The sequence below is a fragment of the Nocardia sp. NPDC059195 genome (genome assembly GCF_042754695.1).
Taxonomy (GTDB): Bacteria; Actinomycetota; Actinomycetes; order Mycobacteriales; family Mycobacteriaceae; genus Nocardia.
This window is the reverse complement of record NZ_JBHZBG010000015.1, coordinates 136908-151017: the sequence shown is the minus strand read 5'-3', so window position 1 is coordinate 151017 and position 14110 is coordinate 136908. Positions and strand designations below refer to the sequence as shown.

Annotated in this window: 17 protein-coding genes and 1 pseudogene; 6 read left to right on the top strand and 12 right to left on the bottom strand. The window is 67.8% G+C overall.

Annotated elements, in window-relative coordinates; translation table 11 throughout:
* Positions 1–224 precede the first annotated feature (224 nt).
* The 5 genes from pafA to dop form a co-directional block, all read right to left on the bottom strand.
* Positions 225–1583: a Pup--protein ligase gene (gene pafA, locus ACFXKN_RS20495; RefSeq protein ID WP_194824832.1), complete on the bottom strand. Its 1359-nt coding sequence runs from the start codon at positions 1581–1583 to the stop codon at positions 225–227.
* A 166-nt stretch (positions 1584–1749) separates the two neighbouring features.
* Positions 1750–2526 carry a proteasome subunit alpha gene (gene prcA, locus ACFXKN_RS20490; protein ID WP_379433613.1) on the bottom strand — a complete coding sequence of 259 codons (777 nt, stop codon included), beginning with the start codon at positions 2524–2526 and terminating at the stop codon, positions 1750–1752.
* On the bottom strand, positions 2523–3368 hold the full coding sequence (gene prcB, locus ACFXKN_RS20485) for a proteasome subunit beta (RefSeq protein WP_379433612.1): 846 nt from the start codon (positions 3366–3368) through the stop codon (positions 2523–2525). Before prcB ends, prcA begins: the two co-directional genes overlap by 4 nt.
* Complete coding sequence (locus tag ACFXKN_RS20480) at positions 3365–3559, bottom strand: ubiquitin-like protein Pup (protein ID WP_019047503.1); 195 nt, start codon at positions 3557–3559, stop codon at positions 3365–3367. Before ACFXKN_RS20480 ends, prcB begins: the two co-directional genes overlap by 4 nt.
* Before the next feature lie 119 nt (positions 3560–3678).
* Positions 3679–5178 carry a depupylase/deamidase Dop gene (dop, locus tag ACFXKN_RS20475; RefSeq protein ID WP_378965741.1) on the bottom strand — a complete coding sequence of 500 codons (1500 nt, stop codon included), beginning with the start codon at positions 5176–5178 and terminating at the stop codon, positions 3679–3681.
* Here dop and ACFXKN_RS20470 point away from each other — a divergent pair.
* Both ACFXKN_RS20470 and ACFXKN_RS20465 read left to right on the top strand, forming a co-directional pair.
* Complete coding sequence (locus ACFXKN_RS20470; RefSeq protein ID WP_379433611.1) at positions 5177–5308, top strand: hypothetical protein; 132 nt, start codon at positions 5177–5179, stop codon at positions 5306–5308. The genes dop and ACFXKN_RS20470 overlap by 2 nt on opposite strands.
* Before the next feature lie 19 nt (positions 5309–5327).
* Positions 5328–6509, top strand: coding sequence for a DUF418 domain-containing protein (locus ACFXKN_RS20465; protein WP_379433610.1), 1182 nt, complete (start codon positions 5328–5330; stop codon positions 6507–6509).
* A 1-nt stretch (position 6510) separates the two neighbouring features.
* On the opposite strand, the gene ACFXKN_RS20460 is transcribed toward ACFXKN_RS20465, so the two are convergent.
* Complete coding sequence (locus tag ACFXKN_RS20460; protein ID WP_378965751.1) at positions 6511–7236, bottom strand: TetR/AcrR family transcriptional regulator; 726 nt, start codon at positions 7234–7236, stop codon at positions 6511–6513.
* Positions 7237–7374: 138 nt separating this feature from the next.
* Between ACFXKN_RS20460 and ACFXKN_RS20455 the strand changes: the two genes are divergently transcribed.
* From ACFXKN_RS20455 to ACFXKN_RS20445, 3 genes are all read left to right on the top strand, one after another.
* Positions 7375–7674 carry a DUF6412 domain-containing protein gene (locus tag ACFXKN_RS20455; RefSeq protein WP_378965754.1) on the top strand — a complete coding sequence of 100 codons (300 nt, stop codon included), beginning with the start codon at positions 7375–7377 and terminating at the stop codon, positions 7672–7674.
* A gap of 94 nt (positions 7675–7768) precedes the next feature.
* Positions 7769–8653: a membrane protein insertase YidC gene (gene yidC / locus ACFXKN_RS20450; RefSeq protein WP_379433609.1), complete on the top strand. Its 885-nt coding sequence runs from the start codon at positions 7769–7771 to the stop codon at positions 8651–8653.
* A gap of 113 nt (positions 8654–8766) precedes the next feature.
* The gene (locus ACFXKN_RS20445) at positions 8767–9318 is read left to right on the top strand and encodes an NUDIX domain-containing protein (protein WP_379433608.1); all 552 of its coding nucleotides are present in this window, start codon (positions 8767–8769) and stop codon (positions 9316–9318) included.
* A 24-nt stretch (positions 9319–9342) separates the two neighbouring features.
* On the opposite strand, the gene ACFXKN_RS20440 is transcribed toward ACFXKN_RS20445, so the two are convergent.
* The gene (locus tag ACFXKN_RS20440) at positions 9343–9711 is read right to left on the bottom strand and encodes an arsenate reductase family protein (protein WP_379433607.1); all 369 of its coding nucleotides are present in this window, start codon (positions 9709–9711) and stop codon (positions 9343–9345) included.
* Positions 9712–9768: 57 nt separating this feature from the next.
* Between ACFXKN_RS20440 and ACFXKN_RS20435 the strand changes: the two genes are divergently transcribed.
* Positions 9769–10272 carry a nitroreductase/quinone reductase family protein gene (locus tag ACFXKN_RS20435; protein ID WP_378965776.1) on the top strand — a complete coding sequence of 168 codons (504 nt, stop codon included), beginning with the start codon at positions 9769–9771 and terminating at the stop codon, positions 10270–10272.
* A 51-nt stretch (positions 10273–10323) separates the two neighbouring features.
* Here the strand turns inward: ACFXKN_RS20435 and ACFXKN_RS20430 are convergent.
* The 5 genes and pseudogenes from ACFXKN_RS20430 to ACFXKN_RS20410 form a co-directional block, all read right to left on the bottom strand.
* Positions 10324–11265: pseudogene (locus tag ACFXKN_RS20430) on the bottom strand (ABC transporter substrate-binding protein); the annotation flags it as partial.
* Between the two features lie 12 nt (positions 11266–11277).
* On the bottom strand, positions 11278–11466 hold the full coding sequence (locus ACFXKN_RS20425; RefSeq protein ID WP_379433606.1) for a hypothetical protein: 189 nt from the start codon (positions 11464–11466) through the stop codon (positions 11278–11280).
* 13 nt (positions 11467–11479) lie between these two features.
* Positions 11480–12244, bottom strand: coding sequence for an ABC transporter permease (locus tag ACFXKN_RS20420; protein ID WP_378965783.1), 765 nt, complete (start codon positions 12242–12244; stop codon positions 11480–11482).
* The gene (locus ACFXKN_RS20415) at positions 12241–13080 is read right to left on the bottom strand and encodes an ABC transporter ATP-binding protein (RefSeq protein WP_379433605.1); all 840 of its coding nucleotides are present in this window, start codon (positions 13078–13080) and stop codon (positions 12241–12243) included. The genes ACFXKN_RS20420 and ACFXKN_RS20415 overlap by 4 nt, the downstream gene beginning before the upstream one ends.
* A gap of 50 nt (positions 13081–13130) precedes the next feature.
* Positions 13131–14072, bottom strand: a complete 942-nt coding sequence (locus ACFXKN_RS20410) for an ABC transporter permease (RefSeq protein ID WP_379433604.1) — start codon at positions 14070–14072, stop codon at positions 13131–13133.
* Positions 14073–14110 lie beyond the last annotated feature (38 nt).

The following is a 14110-nucleotide window of genomic DNA, read 5'->3' as shown; positions in this document are numbered from 1 at the left end:
TCTGGGGTGCGGGGGCCACTATGTGGCGGTTCCGCGGCCGGGTCGCCGATCAGGGCTCGAAAGCGCTACGCCGAAGGCGTTAGTCTCGAGCCCTGATCGGCGGCCCCTTGGGGCCGCAGACACGCGCGCGCCAGCGCGCCAATACGACAGAACCGGTGGCGCCTACGCAATCGCTCCCATGCGCCACCGGTTCCGTCGTCGGTCCCCCCGTCTGAGGGGTTCGCCTACATCGAGGCGATCAGCCGGTCGACGCGTTCGTCGACCGATCGGAACGGATCCTTGCACAGCACCGTGCGCTGCGCCTGATCGTTCAGCTTGAGGTGTACCCAGTCGACGGTGAAATCGCGGCCCGCTTCCTGCGCGGCGGTGATGAAGTCGCCGCGCAGCTTGGCCCGGGTGGTCTGCGGCGGGGTGTCCACCGCGGCATCGACGGCGTCGTCCTCGGTGATCCGCTTGGCCAGACCCTTGCGCTGGAGCAGGTCGAAGACACCGCGACCACGCTTGATGTCGTGGTAGGCCAGATCCAGCTGGGCGATCTTGGGATCCGACATCTCCATGCTGTAGCGGTCCTGGTAGCGCTGGAACAGCTTGCGCTTGATCACCCAGTCGATCTCGGTGTCGACCTTGGCGAAGTCCTGCGCCTCGACCGCGTCGAGGGTGCGACCCCACAGATCCACCACCGCGTCGACCTGCGGATCGCGGTCGCGGTTGCGCAGGTGCTCGACCGCGCGGGCGTAGTACTCGCGCTGGATCTCCAGTGCGCTGGCCTGACGTCCGCCGGCCAGGCGCACGGGGCGACGACCGGTGAGATCGTGGCTGACCTCGCGAATGGCCCGTATCGGGTTGTCGAGAGCGAAATCGCGGAACGACACCCCCGCCTCGATCATCTCCAGCACCAGCGACGCGGTACCCACCTTGAGCATGGTGGTCGGCTCGGCCATATTGGAGTCGCCGACGATCACGTGCAGGCGCCGGTACTTCTCGGCGTCGGCGTGCGGTTCGTCGCGGGTATTGATGATCGGGCGCGAGCGGGTGGTCGCCGAGGAGACGCCCTCCCAGATGTGCTCGGCGCGCTGCGACAGGCAGAACGTGGCGGCCTTCGGCGTCTGCAGCACCTTGCCCGCGCCGCAGATGAGCTGGCGGGTGACCAGGAACGGGAGCAGCACATCGGAGATCCGGGAGAACTCGCCCGCCCGGACCACGAGGAAGTTCTCGTGGCAGCCGTAGGAGTTGCCTGCGGAGTCGGTGTTGTTCTTGAACAGGTAGATGTCGCCGCCGATGCCTTCTTCGGCGAGGCGCTGTTCGGCGTCTATGAGCAGGTCTTCCAGTACCCGCTCGCCTGCCCGGTCGTGGGTGACCAACTGCACCAGGCTGTCGCATTCGGCGGTGGCGTACTCGGGATGCGATCCGACGTCGAGGTACAACCTGGCACCGTTGCGAAGGAAGACATTGGAGCTACGGCCCCAGGACACCACCCGGCGGAACAAGTACCGGGCTACCTCGTCGGGGGACAGCCGACGGTGACCGTGGAAGGTGCATGTCACACCGAACTCGGTCTCGATCCCCATGATTCGTCGCTGCACACTATCGACACTACAGCCATGACCTGTGCCCGCGCGGCGCTCCTGACATCCCATTCGCATACGTGTTCACAACGATTCGGACAGCGAACGACCGGCGCGCACACGACGAGATCAGGCCTGCGAACCGGTGTGATTCGCAGGCCCGATCATGATCGTGACGGTGGGGTTATTTCCCCGCGTCGCCGTCGGGTTCTGGCAGCTTCGCCTCTTTCACCGCTTTCGCCGCTTTGGGCTTCGACGCGGCGAGCGCCGACTCCAGAGCGGGGCCCTGCAGCCTGCGGAACGCCCGGCGCGGCCGCTGCTGCTCGAGCGTGGCCACCTCGAGTGAGGCCTCACCGAGCGAGCGCTTGTCCTTGTCGGCCTCGGGCTGACCGGCCAGCAGCGCGCCGATCGCCACCTTCAGCGCGTCGTCCAGCGACAAACCGGGCTTGTAAGCGGCCTTGAGCTGGGTCAGGATCGGCTCGGTGGTGCCGCCCATGACGACGTACTCGCGTTCGTCGACGATGGACCCGTCGAAGGTGATCCGGTACAGCACCGAGGTCGGCGCCTGTTCCGGATAGCCGACTTCGGCGACGCACAGCTCCACTTCGTAGGGCTTGAGCTGATCGGTGAAGATCGAACCCAGGCTCTGCGCGTACAGGTTGGCCAGCCCACGGCCGGTGACATCGCGCCGGTCGTACTGGTAACCCTTGAGGTCGGCCTGCAGGATGCCGCCGCGGCGCAGGGCCTCGAACTCGTTGTACTTACCGACCGCGGCGAACCCGATGCGGTCGTAGAGCTCGCTGATCTTGTGCAGCGTCGCGGACGGGTTCTCCGCGACGAACAGCACGCCCTTGTCGTAGACCAGCACGATCACACTGCGACCACGACCGATGCCCTTGCGGGCGAGCTCGGTCTTGTCGCGCATGATCTGCTCGGCCGAGGCGTAATAAGGCAGCGTCATGCGTCGGCACCCCCGTTCTGTGCGGCCTCTCGATCGGCCGCGATCGCCGTGGTGACGGCGCTGAGCCGGTCCTCGGCGACCTCGACCGCACCGTCGGCGTCGATGAGCACGACCGTCGGGTAGATCCCACGCAGCGCGTCGGGCCCGCCGGTGGCGGTGTCGTCGTCGGCGGCGTCGACCAGCGATTCCACCGCGATCCGCAGCGCCTGCTCGTGGTCGAGACCTGGTCGATAGGTCTTCTTGAGCGAGGACTTGGCGAACATCGAGCCGGAGCCGACCGCGGTGTAGCCGAATCGTTCCTCGCTGCGCGAACCGACGACGTCGAACGACACGATCCGGCCCGCCCGGTCCTGGTCGGCGACCTGATCGTCGAAGCCGACCAGCAGCGGAACGACAGCCAGCCCCTGCATGGCGGCGGGCAGATTGTCACGCACCATCTTCGACAGCTTGTTGGCCTTGCCGTCGAAGGTCAGCGACACCCCTTCGATCTTCTCGTAGTACTCCAGCTCCACCGCGAACAATCGCACCATCTCCACGGCCAGACCAGCCGTGCCCGCGATACCCGCCGCGGAGAAGGTGTCGGTGACGTAGACCTTCTCCATGTCCCGCGAGGCCACCAGGTTGCCCTGGGTGGCCCGGCGATCGCCGGCGAGCAGGACACCGCCGCGGTAGTTGACCGCGACGATCGTGGTGCCGTGCGGCGCGAAGTCGGCCGACATGGTCAGATCCGCCGCGCCGAACCTGTTGCCCGGCAACAGGTCCGGTGCGTGCATGCGGAGATGTTCGGTGAACGAGGAGAGAGCCCGCCCCGCGTGGAGGCGCAAGGGGTCACCTGGGGTCACTGGCCGCCCTTCTGCACATATGCCCGCACGAAGTCCTCGGCGTTCTCTTCGAGCACGTCATCGATCTCATCGAGCAAGTCGTCGGTTTCCTCCGCGAGCTTCTCGCGGCGTTCCTGCCCTGCCGCGTCGACGCCCTCGGGGCCCTCGTCCTCGTCGCCACCCCCGGCGCGCTTGGTCTGCTCTTGTGCCATGGCAGCCGACCTCCTCTTCCTCATCACGATGATCGTGTATGTCCTACAACCCTACCGAGCCGATCCGACAAGGTGGTCGATAGCGATCGGATTGTCGCGCGGTCGTGCCGCGAATCGCGTCAGTGGGTAAGCTGTTCGACCAGTTCCGCGGCCGTGCGCGAGGCATCGAGCAGCCTGCCGACGTGCGCTTTCGTCCCCCGGCGCGGTTCCAGCGTCGGAATCCGCACCAGCGAATCACCACCGAGATCGAAGATCACCGAATCCCAACTGGCGGCGGCGATATCGGCGCCGAAACGGCGCAGGCACTCACCGCGGAAGTAGGCGCGGGTGTCGGTGGGCGGATTGGTCATCGCGTCGAGCACCTGCTGTTCGCTGACGAGCCGCTTCATCGACCCGCGCGCGACCAGTCGGTTGTAGAGCCCCTTGTCCAGGCGCACATCGGAGTACTGCAGGTCCATCAGGTGCAGTTTCGGCGCGGCCCAGCCCAGGCCTTCCCGGGTGCGCATGCCCTCGAGCAGGCGCAGTTTGGCAGGCCAGTCGAGCAGGTGCGCGGCTTCCATCGGGTCGCGCTCGAGCAGGTCGAGGACCATCGCCCAGTTGTCGAGGATGTCGAGCACGCGCGGGTCGTCGTTGCCTTCACGGTGGACGAACTTGGCCGCCCGCTCGTGGTAGAGCCGTTGCAGCGCAAGGCCGGTCAGCTCGCGGCCGTCGACAAGGGCGACGGTGGCGCGCAGCGTCGGGTCGTGGCTGATCTGGTGCACGGCGGTGACCGGGCGGGCCAGCTGGAACTCCGAGAGGTCCTCGCCCCCTTCGATCATGTCGAGCACCAGCGCCGTGGTGCCGACCTTGAGATAGGTCGACATCTCGGCGAGATTGGCGTCGCCGATGATCACGTGTAGTCGCCGGTATTTGTCGGCGTCGGCGTGCGGCTCGTCGCGGGTGTTGATGATGCCGCGCTTGAGCGTGGTCTCCAGGCCGACCTCGACCTCGATGTAGTCGGCACGCTGGGACAGCTGGAAACCGGCGTGGTCACCGGACTGGCCGATGCCGACCCGGCCTGCACCGCAGATCACCTGGCGGGAGACGAAGAACGGCGTCAGGCCCGCGATGATGTGGCTGAACGGGGTGTCACGGCTCATCAGGTAGTTCTCGTGGGTGCCGTAGGATGCGCCCTTGCCGTCGACATTGTTCTTGTACAGCTGCAGCCGGGGCGCTCCTGGCACGCTCGAGGCATGCCGGGCGGCCGCCTCCATCACCCGCTCGCCCGCTTTGTCCCAGATGACCGCGTCGAGCGGGTCGACGACCTCGGGTGCGGAGTACTCCGGGTGAGCGTGGTCGACGTAGAGCCGGGCGCCGTTGGTGAGGATCATGTTCGCCGCGCCGACCTCGTCGGCGTCGATGACCGGCGCGGGCCCGCTCATCCGGCTCAGGTCGAATCCACGCGCGTCACGCAGCGGGGATTCCACCTCGTAGTCCCACCGGGTCCGCTTGGCTCGCGGCACTCCCGCGGCGGCGGCGTAGGCGAGAACGGCCTGCGTGGAGGTGAGGATCGGGTTGGCCGTCGGCTCCGTGGGGGTCGAGATGCCGTATTCGACCTCGATTCCGATGATGCGCTGCATGCTGACGAGCCTAGGCGACGCGCCCGACCCGCACCCGCATCTCGGCCCAGCGGGGCTGCTGGAGGTCCGCGACGTCCCCCAAGCGGGGGACCACGAAATGGTCCTCGCGAGCGATCCACTGGGCAGGTAGTCGCGCCGATACTCGGTGCATGACCGACGCCGTCGCCCCCGCCACCGAAGCGCCCGCCGCGCCCCGGCCCGCTCGCATGATCGCGCTGGATGTGCTGCGCGGCATCGCGATCCTGGGCACCCTCGGTACCAATATCTGGATCTTCACCAGTTCGGCGGGCATGATCGGCTACCTCGACGAGCTCGGTGCGACACCGGAGAACGCCTGGATGTGGTCCGAACGGGTACTCCAGCAGCTCGCGCAGGGCAAATTCCTCGGACTGCTGACGGTGATGTTCGGGATCGGGCTGGCCATCCAGCAGGGTTCGGCGCAGCGGGGAGGTCGGCCATGGCCCGGCAAATACCCCTACCGCGCGGGACTACTGCTGCTGGACGGCCTACTGAACTTTCTACTCGTCGCGGAGTTCGACGTCCTGATGGGTTACGCGCTGACCGGCCTCGTCGTCGCGTACGTTCTCGCGACAAGCGAACGGGCACAACGACGTTGGCTGACCATCGCCGCCTCGGTGCACGTGACGATGTTGACGTTGATCGCGGCCGCGTTGGCTTTCGCACCACAGCAGGACAGCGCCGACTCGGCACCGCTCGACCCGAATCCCTACGCCGACGGCTCCTTCTGGGATCTGGTGCTGTTCCGGCTCGACCACGCGCTGATCTTCCGGCTGGAGACGATCTTCCTGTTCCCGATGTCGATCGCCCTGTTCCTGGTCGGCGCGCGACTGTTCCGAGCGGGCGTCTTCGGACCCGAGGGCGCACGAATTCGCCGGTGGCTCATGGTGGTCGGGTTCGCGGTGGCCGCGCCGCTGGATCTGGCGGTCGGCATCGCGGGCGGCGGCGACTTCATCCTCTTCACGCGGTATGGGACGGCACCGTTCGTCGCCCTCGGAATCTTGGCGGCGGTCGCCGAGTTCTACCTGCGCAGGCCGCAGATCGGGTTCGCGGGCGAGCGACTGAGCGAAGTCGGCCGCACCGCCCTCAGCTGCTATATCCTGCAGAACCTGATCGCCGGAATGCTGTGCTACGGATGGGGTTTCGGGCTCGCGGCGCGCGTATCGGATTCGGCGAGGGTGCCGTTCACCGTGGCGATCTACCTGCTCGTCGCCGCCGCCATCATCACCTTCGCCCACCTGTGGTTGCGCAGGTTCGAGCGCGGACCGGTGGAGTGGCTGTGGAATCGAACCTATCGCGCACTCGCCGGGTGAGTCAGCGCAGTCGCTCAGCGGGCGGCGGTGCCGCGTCCGGCGCGATGAGCAGGTCGGCGACCAGCGAATCCCGTTGCAGTGGAACGCCGAGACTGCGGGCATTGCCCTCGAACAGCGACAGCACCGACTCGGTCAGAATGCCCTGCACCTGCTCGGTGGTGAGCACCGGCTCCGGATCCGCACGCCAATTCGCCACCACACCGTCGACGAGACCGACCAGGCCGAACGCCATCGGCCGCCCGCGCGCCGGGTCGATACCGAACCGGGCCAGGGTGGCCGCGAAGATGTCGGCGAGCTGTCCACCCACCGCGCGGCCCGCGCCGCTGAGACTCGGCGCGCCCTGTGGTGTCGCGTCACCGAGGAAGCGGTGCAGGTTCGGGTGGCGTTCGATCCAGCCGAGGTAGGTGGCGATGGCGCCGCGCACGGCGTCTTTGAGGGTGCCGTCGGACTCCAGGGCGGGCAGCAACTCCGCGAGCAGCAGTTCCAGGATCCGCTGCCGCGACAGCGCGTCGAGTTCGGCCCGGCCACCGACATGGCGGTAGACCACCGGGCGCGGCAGTGCCAGATGCTCGGCGATCAACTGCACCGAGATCTCGAGACCGTGTTCCTCGATCACCTCGATGGCGGCGTCGATCATCTCCGCACGGCGGCGCTCTTTATGGCCGTGCCAGCGGGTGGCGCGACCGTCGGCGGCGGTCTGATCGGCGTGCGCGGATGGTGCAGTCACAGTGCTCACGATACCCGTGTCGATATTGACTGTTACACAGCGTTCCACTAATTTGCGTGATACACGCTGTAACACCTAATGCTCACCGAACTCGGCATGCACGCACCGCCACCTCCCTGCGCCGGTATGCTCGGTGGCATGCAGGCACGGGCGATGGTGATGGCGTACGCGGTTCTCGCGTGCGTGCTGCCCGCCTTCGTGCTCATCTCCACGCCCGGCGGTGAGACCACGCGCATGCTCGCGTTCGGTGCCGTCGCCGCCGCGATGGTGTGCGCGCTGGTCGCGGTCACCGGCCGCAGTCAGCCGCCGGTTCGAGTCGCGTGTGCGGGTCCACCGCGGTCGGCACAGCGCCGATTGCGCGGTTCCTTTCTGCGACAGAGCAATCCGGATGCCGCCGGTCGTCCACGTCCACGAGCTCCGGGGATCGATCACCACTGACAGGTGCCGCGCCGTCGGCGCCGCCTGTCGGAATTCGTGATCCCACTCCCCCTTTCGTGCGTTCGCGCACGCTGCACGGACAGGTCGTCCCGTCATGCTCGATTTCGTCTATTTTCCCGTGTCCGCGGTCCTGTGGTGCTGGCACCAACTCTTCGCGATTCCACTGGGCCCCGCCAGCGGTCTCGCGTGGCTACTCGCCGTAGTCGCGCTGGTCGTCACCGTCCGCGCGCTACTCGTGCGCACCGCACTTCGACAAGCCCGGTCCCAGAAAGTCCTGCGTTCACTGCAACCGCAGATGGACACCATTCGCCGCACCCACCGCGACGACCCGCGCGCCCAGGCCGAGCAGATCCGGCTGCTCCATCGCGAGCACAACGTCAGCATGTTCGCCGGATTCGTCCCGCTGATCGCCCAGGGACTCGTCTTCCTCGGTCTGTTCCATGTGCTGCGCTCGTTCGACCGAACCGGCACCTACGCGGTCGGCCCGTTCACTGCGACGGACACCCCGCTGCCGGTCGAGGTCAACAGCGCCACCGCGAACTACCTGTTCGGCGCGCCCGAGGTCCGCGCGTTCCTCGATGCCCGGCTGTTCGGCGCACCACTCTCGGCGACCCTCAGCGGCGCGGGCGAGGTTTTCGTCGCGGTCGCCGTCCTCGCCATCCCGCTGGTGCTGATCGCCGCCCTCGCCACGCACTTCACGGCCCGGCTCACCCCGGCGGTCGGGGACAACAGCACGGCCACGATCATGCGCAACCTGTCACTGTGGGTGTTCCCGGCGGGTGCGCTCATCGGCGGTGCCATCCTGCCGGTCGTCGTGCTCACCTATTTCGCCACCAATGCCCTGTGGACGTGCGGGCAGCAATACCTGATCCACCGCACCCTCGCCGCCGAGGAATCCGTGCAGAAGGCGCTGGTCACCACGGCGGCCCGAGCCTCCGCACCGCGACCGGGGGTGAAGCCACAGCGCCGGAAACGGTGAATCGGCGCCGGGGTGCGGGGCCGGACCAGGTCGGTGGGGGCCGGTGCTGCGCCCCCACGCTCGCGGCCGGTTGGCGCGCGCCCGTCAGCGCCACCGGCGGTTACCCTCGGGCGGTGTCAGCGAATCCGGAGGCCGAACTGCTCGCCGTCTACGATGCCGCGGGGCTGGTGATCGGCGAGGCCGATCGAGGCACCGTCTATCGCGAGGGACTGTGGCATGCCAGCGCGGGTGTGCTGGTGCGGTCGGCCGATGGCAATCGGGTGTACGTCCATCGGCGCACCGACAGCAAACTCGTCTTCGCCGGCATGCACGACTGCCTGGCGGGCGGCGTGGTCGACGCGGGCGAGGACCCGTCCGACACCGCGATCCGCGAACTCCGCGAGGAACTCGGCATCGTTGTCCCCGCGGGCACGGTACTTCCGTTGCGCGCCACCGCATCCTGGGACGGCGCCTGGGACGGCCGCGCATTGCGCTGCCACCTGTTCGGTTACGAGTACCGCTGCGACGGTCCGATCGTCCACCAGCCGTCCGAGATCGCGGACGGCTGGTGGTGGACCGATGCCGAACTGCGTGCGCACCTGCGTGATCCGGCGTGGCCCTTCGTTCCCGACACCCGGGTCGTCCTGGACGGCCTGCTCACCGGAGCCGACGGCCGCCGACCCTGACTCAGCGTCGAGCAACCGCCGCGATCAGTCCAGGCTGCGCAGCGATTCCTCGTCGCGGGCCACCACCGCGCCACCGTCGGCGGTGAGCACGATCGGCCGCTGGATCAGCTTCGGATGCTGTGCCAGCGCGGCCAGCCACTGCTCCCGATCCGTCTCGGCACGACCCCACCCGGCCATCCCGAGATCCTTGGCGATCTGCTCGCTTGTGCGGGTGATGTCCCACGGCTCGGCACCGAGACGCGCCAGCACCGCCCGCAACTCCTCGACCGTCGGCGGATCGTCGAGGTAACGGCGCACGGTGTACTCCACGCCGGTCTCGTCGAGGTGCGCGGTGGCGTTGCGGCTCTTCGTGCAGCGCGGGTTGTGCCAGATCTCGGTCTGCCCAGATGTCATATCGGCAGCGTAGTCACGTGCCGTGCGGGCACCAGCGCACGTGGCGATACTTGAACCATGAGCGACACCGCATCCCCCGAGAATCCTTACGGCACACCGACCACCACCGGGCCGGAACCGATCCGCTCCTATCAGGCCAAGGTCAATACCCTCATCCGCAGCCTGCTGAAGGTGCCGTTCCTGTCCGGCATCGTCGGCAAACATCTCGCCACCCTGCACGTCGTCGGCCGCAAATCCGGCGTGGTCTACGACGTCCCGGTGGCCTACACCGTGCACGACGGCGCCTTGCTGATCGGCACCGCGCTGCGCCCTTGGGTGAAGAATCTGCAGGGCGGCGCGCAGGTGCGGGTGTCGCGTGGCAGCGCGCCCGAAACGTTCACCGCCACGGTGTACACCGACGAGCAGGACGTCATCGAGCTGTTCGCGGTGATCGCACGGGACAACAAGCAGAACGCGAAATTCAACGGCATCGGTTACCTCGCCGACGGCGAACCGTCCAAGGCCGATATCTACCAGACCTGGCAGCAGGGCGGCGTCGTCATCGGGCTGACCCCGCGCTGAGCACACGGCGACGGCCCATCGGCATCCCGATGGACCGTCGTGTGTGAGCTGTTACTTACCGCCCTCGGTCGGGGTGACCTGCGCGGGCTGGTAGCTCGCACCCGTGACGTCGACGCCCGCGGCTTTCAACTGGTCGAGAGCCTTGGTGACGTACTCGGTGGTGTAGGCGTCGGCGTCGGGGTCCTTGGTGAGAACCGTCGCGCCCTCGGCGTTCTTGGTGTTCTTGGCGATCGACACCGTGCGATCCCACGCCGTCTTGTCGATGGTGCCGATGCCGGCGGGTGAGGGCCAGATCAGCTTGTTCACCTCGTTGATCTGCCACTGCTGGTGTCCCGCACCGAGGGTGGCGCCTGCGGCGACGGTGATGTCGCGGCACTTGTCGAGATTGTCACGGCAGAAGGCCCAGCCTTTGAGCGAGGCGGTCAGGAACTTCACCGTCTGATCCTGGTACTTGCTGTCCTTCAGCTTCTCGGTGTTGGCCCACAGGGCGTCCTGCAGCATGGCCACACCTTCGTCGTTCCAGTCGATGGTGCTGAAATCGTCTGCGGTGTAGAGCTTTCCGGTCGCCGGGTTCTTCGTTTCGAGCAGCTGGGCGTACTCGTTGTAGGACATGGCCTGGGCGGCGGCGATGTCCTTGGCGAGGAAGGCGTTCATGTCGAACTGCTGCTGGACCAGTTTCACGTCCTTGGCCGGGTCGATACCGGCCTTCGTCATCCCGGCGAAGAGCTCGAATTCGTTGCCGTAGCCCCAGTTTCCGACGGTCTTGCCGCGGAGCGCGGCGGGCCCGGCGATATTGTCGGCCTTGAACGACACCTGCTTGGTGCCCGATCTCTGGAAGATCTGCGCGATCTCGGTGATCCCGGCGCCTGCCTCGCGCGAGGCGAGGGCCTTGGGCACCCACGCGACCGCGTAGTCGGCCTGGCCCTGGGCGAGCACGGTCTGCGGGACGATGTCGGTGCCACCGTCGAGGATTTCGACCGACAGGCCCTGTTCCTTGTAGAACCCCTAGTCCACGGCGGCCAGGTAGCCCGCGAACTGCCCCTGCTTGAACCATTGCAGCTGCAAGGTCACCTTGGTGAGGCCGTCGGCGGTGGTCTCGGAGTCACTGTCGGTGGTACTACAGCCGGTCAGCGCGGCGGCGGCTACGGCGGCCAGCGCCACCGCGGTGCGCAGCCGGAGTGCGGTCTTGCTCATGGATGGATCTCCCTCATCGGATCGTGGACAGCAGCGGGGTTCGGGGTCGGCGGGTGAGTTGTTCGAGCAGCAGGACGGCGGCCAGGAAAACGAGTCCGACGCACATCGCGCCGACGACATAGGCCCAGGCCCGCGGATAGGCGGTATTGGCCGCGGCGGAGGTGATCCGGCTACCGAGTCCGTTCTGCAGGCCGCCGAAGTATTCGGCGATGATGGCCGCGATCACCGCGCCGGGCGCGGCGATCCGCAAACCCGTGAACAGGTGCGGCAGCGCGGCGGGCAGGCGCACGGTGCGGGTGATCTGCCAGCCCGACGCGGCGTAGGAGGTCATCAGGTCGGCCTGCACCTTGGGCACCTGACGCAACCCCCGTGCGGTGCTGACGAAGACCGGGAAGAACACGACGATGGTGACGACGAGCCGTCGCGGCGTCTCGGTGGTCGTCGAGTACATCGAGTTCAGCAGCGGTGCCAGCGCCACGATCGGCACCGCGGCGGCGGCCGCGGCCAACGGGGTGAGCAACCCGTCGATCAGCGCGAACCGCACCGCGAGCACGGCGGCGACCACGCCGAGCACCGTCCCCGCGACGAACCCGATCAGCGCGTTCGTGCCCGTGGCGAGGGAGGCATCCAGGATCCGGCCCGCGTTCTCGCCGAACTGGGTGGCGATCGCGCTGGGTGCAGGCAGCAGGAACGAGGGCACGCCCGCCACCACGGTGAGCACCTGCCACAGCGCGAGGACCACGACACCGACCAGCACCGGCGGCAGCCACGTTTTCATCGCAGATCCCGGCCGGCCACGGCGGTGTCGTCGTGCCCGCCCCGTAGCGCCGCGCGCACCGCGGCGACGGCGGCGAAGAACTCCGCGGAAGCCCGAACATCGGTGCCCGCCTCGCGATCCCAACCACCGGTCGCCACGATGTCGCTGATCCGGCCGGGTCGTGCGGACAGCACCACCACCCGGTCCGACAGGTACACCGCCTCGGGAATCGAGTGGGTGACGAATACGACGGCGGCGCCGGTCTCCCCCGCGATGCGCAGCAATTCGCCCTGCATGCGTTCTCTGGTCATCTCGTCGAGCGCACCGAACGGTTCGTCCATCAGCAGCAGCGACGGTTTACGGGCCAGGGCACGGGCGATCGCGACGCGTTGCTGCATGCCGCCGGACAGTTCGGCCGGATAGCGGTCGGCGAACTCGCTGAGCCCCGCCATGGCGAGCAGTTCGGCACTGCGTGCCTTGCGCTGCGCCTTGGGCACCTTGTGCAACTCCAGGGGCAGTTCGACATTGGCCGCGACAGTGCGCCATTCGAGCAGTCCGGCTTGCTGGAACGCGATGCCGTAGTCCTGGTCGACCCGCGCCTGACGCGCGGGCTTGCCGTGCACGCGGGCAGTGCCGCTGCTCGGCGTCTCGAGGTCGGCGACGATCCGCAGCAGGGTGGACTTGCCACAGCCCGACGGTCCGATGAGCGAGACGAATTCGCCCGCGTCGACCGTGAGCGAGACATCCGACAGCGCTGTCACCGCACCGGCGGCGAACGTCTTGCCTACGTGGCTCAGCTCTACCGCTGCCGAGGCCGACGACACCGGACTGCCGGGTTCGGTGACTGAGGTGGTCATGGGTACTTCTTCCTGAAACGTTGTCGTGGAGAGTGTTTCGACGGCGCTCATCAGCCCTCGCTCGATGTGCCGGTGCCGGGCGGGTGGCTGTAGCGGCGCAGTGCCAGCTCCACCAGACCGACCAGCGCGGTGAGGACGACGCCGAGCAGCGCGGCGGCGAGGACAGCGGCGTACAGCCGGGCCGAATCGCCGGTGGCCTGCTGGGAGAACACGATGATCTGTCGCCCGATCCCGCCCGCCGTGCCGGTGGAGATCTCGGCGACGACCGCACCGATCACCGCAGCCGCGGCGGCCAGCCGCAGCGCGGGAATCAGCGAGGGAACCGCGGCGGGAAACCGCAAGCGCGTCAACGTCGCCCACCATCCGGCCGAGCAGCTACGCATCAACTCGACCGAGGCCGCCGACGGAGTCTGCAATCCGCGCAGCATCCCGATGGCGATGGGAAAGAAGGCGAGATAGGCCGCGATCACGACGATGCTCATCCACGGCCGCCACGGCTCACCGCCGATGGACAGTTTGCCGCCCCATGCCGCCACCAGCGGGGCGAGCGCGATCAGCGGAACTGTCTGCGAGAGCACCACATACGGCAGCAGCCCGCGTTCGAGCCAGCCGAACCGCTGCATCGCGACCGCCAGTGCCACACCGACCACGGCGCCGAGTAGCAGCGCGAGCAACGACAGACCCAAGGTGAACACCCCGGTGCGCAGCAGTGTTTCACCGACGGTGCCCTTGCCGTCCGCATCGCCGAGCACGGTAAACACTGCCCAGACATGGGGGAGCGCGCCGTCGCTCGTGCGGGGAAGTATTCGGGTGCCCGCGATGCTCACGCCGTCGGCGGGCACCAGCACCTTCACCAGCTCCCAGATCACCGCCACGAGCACGAACGCACTCACCGCGTAGACCGCGCGCAGCAACCGCGTCCGACCGGGTGTGGAGGCTCGGATCTTCTGCGGGACAACAGCTGTCGCCGGATCGATGGTTGCCGTAGTCACCGACGCACTCCCACCCTGCGGTCCACTCGCCGTTGCCC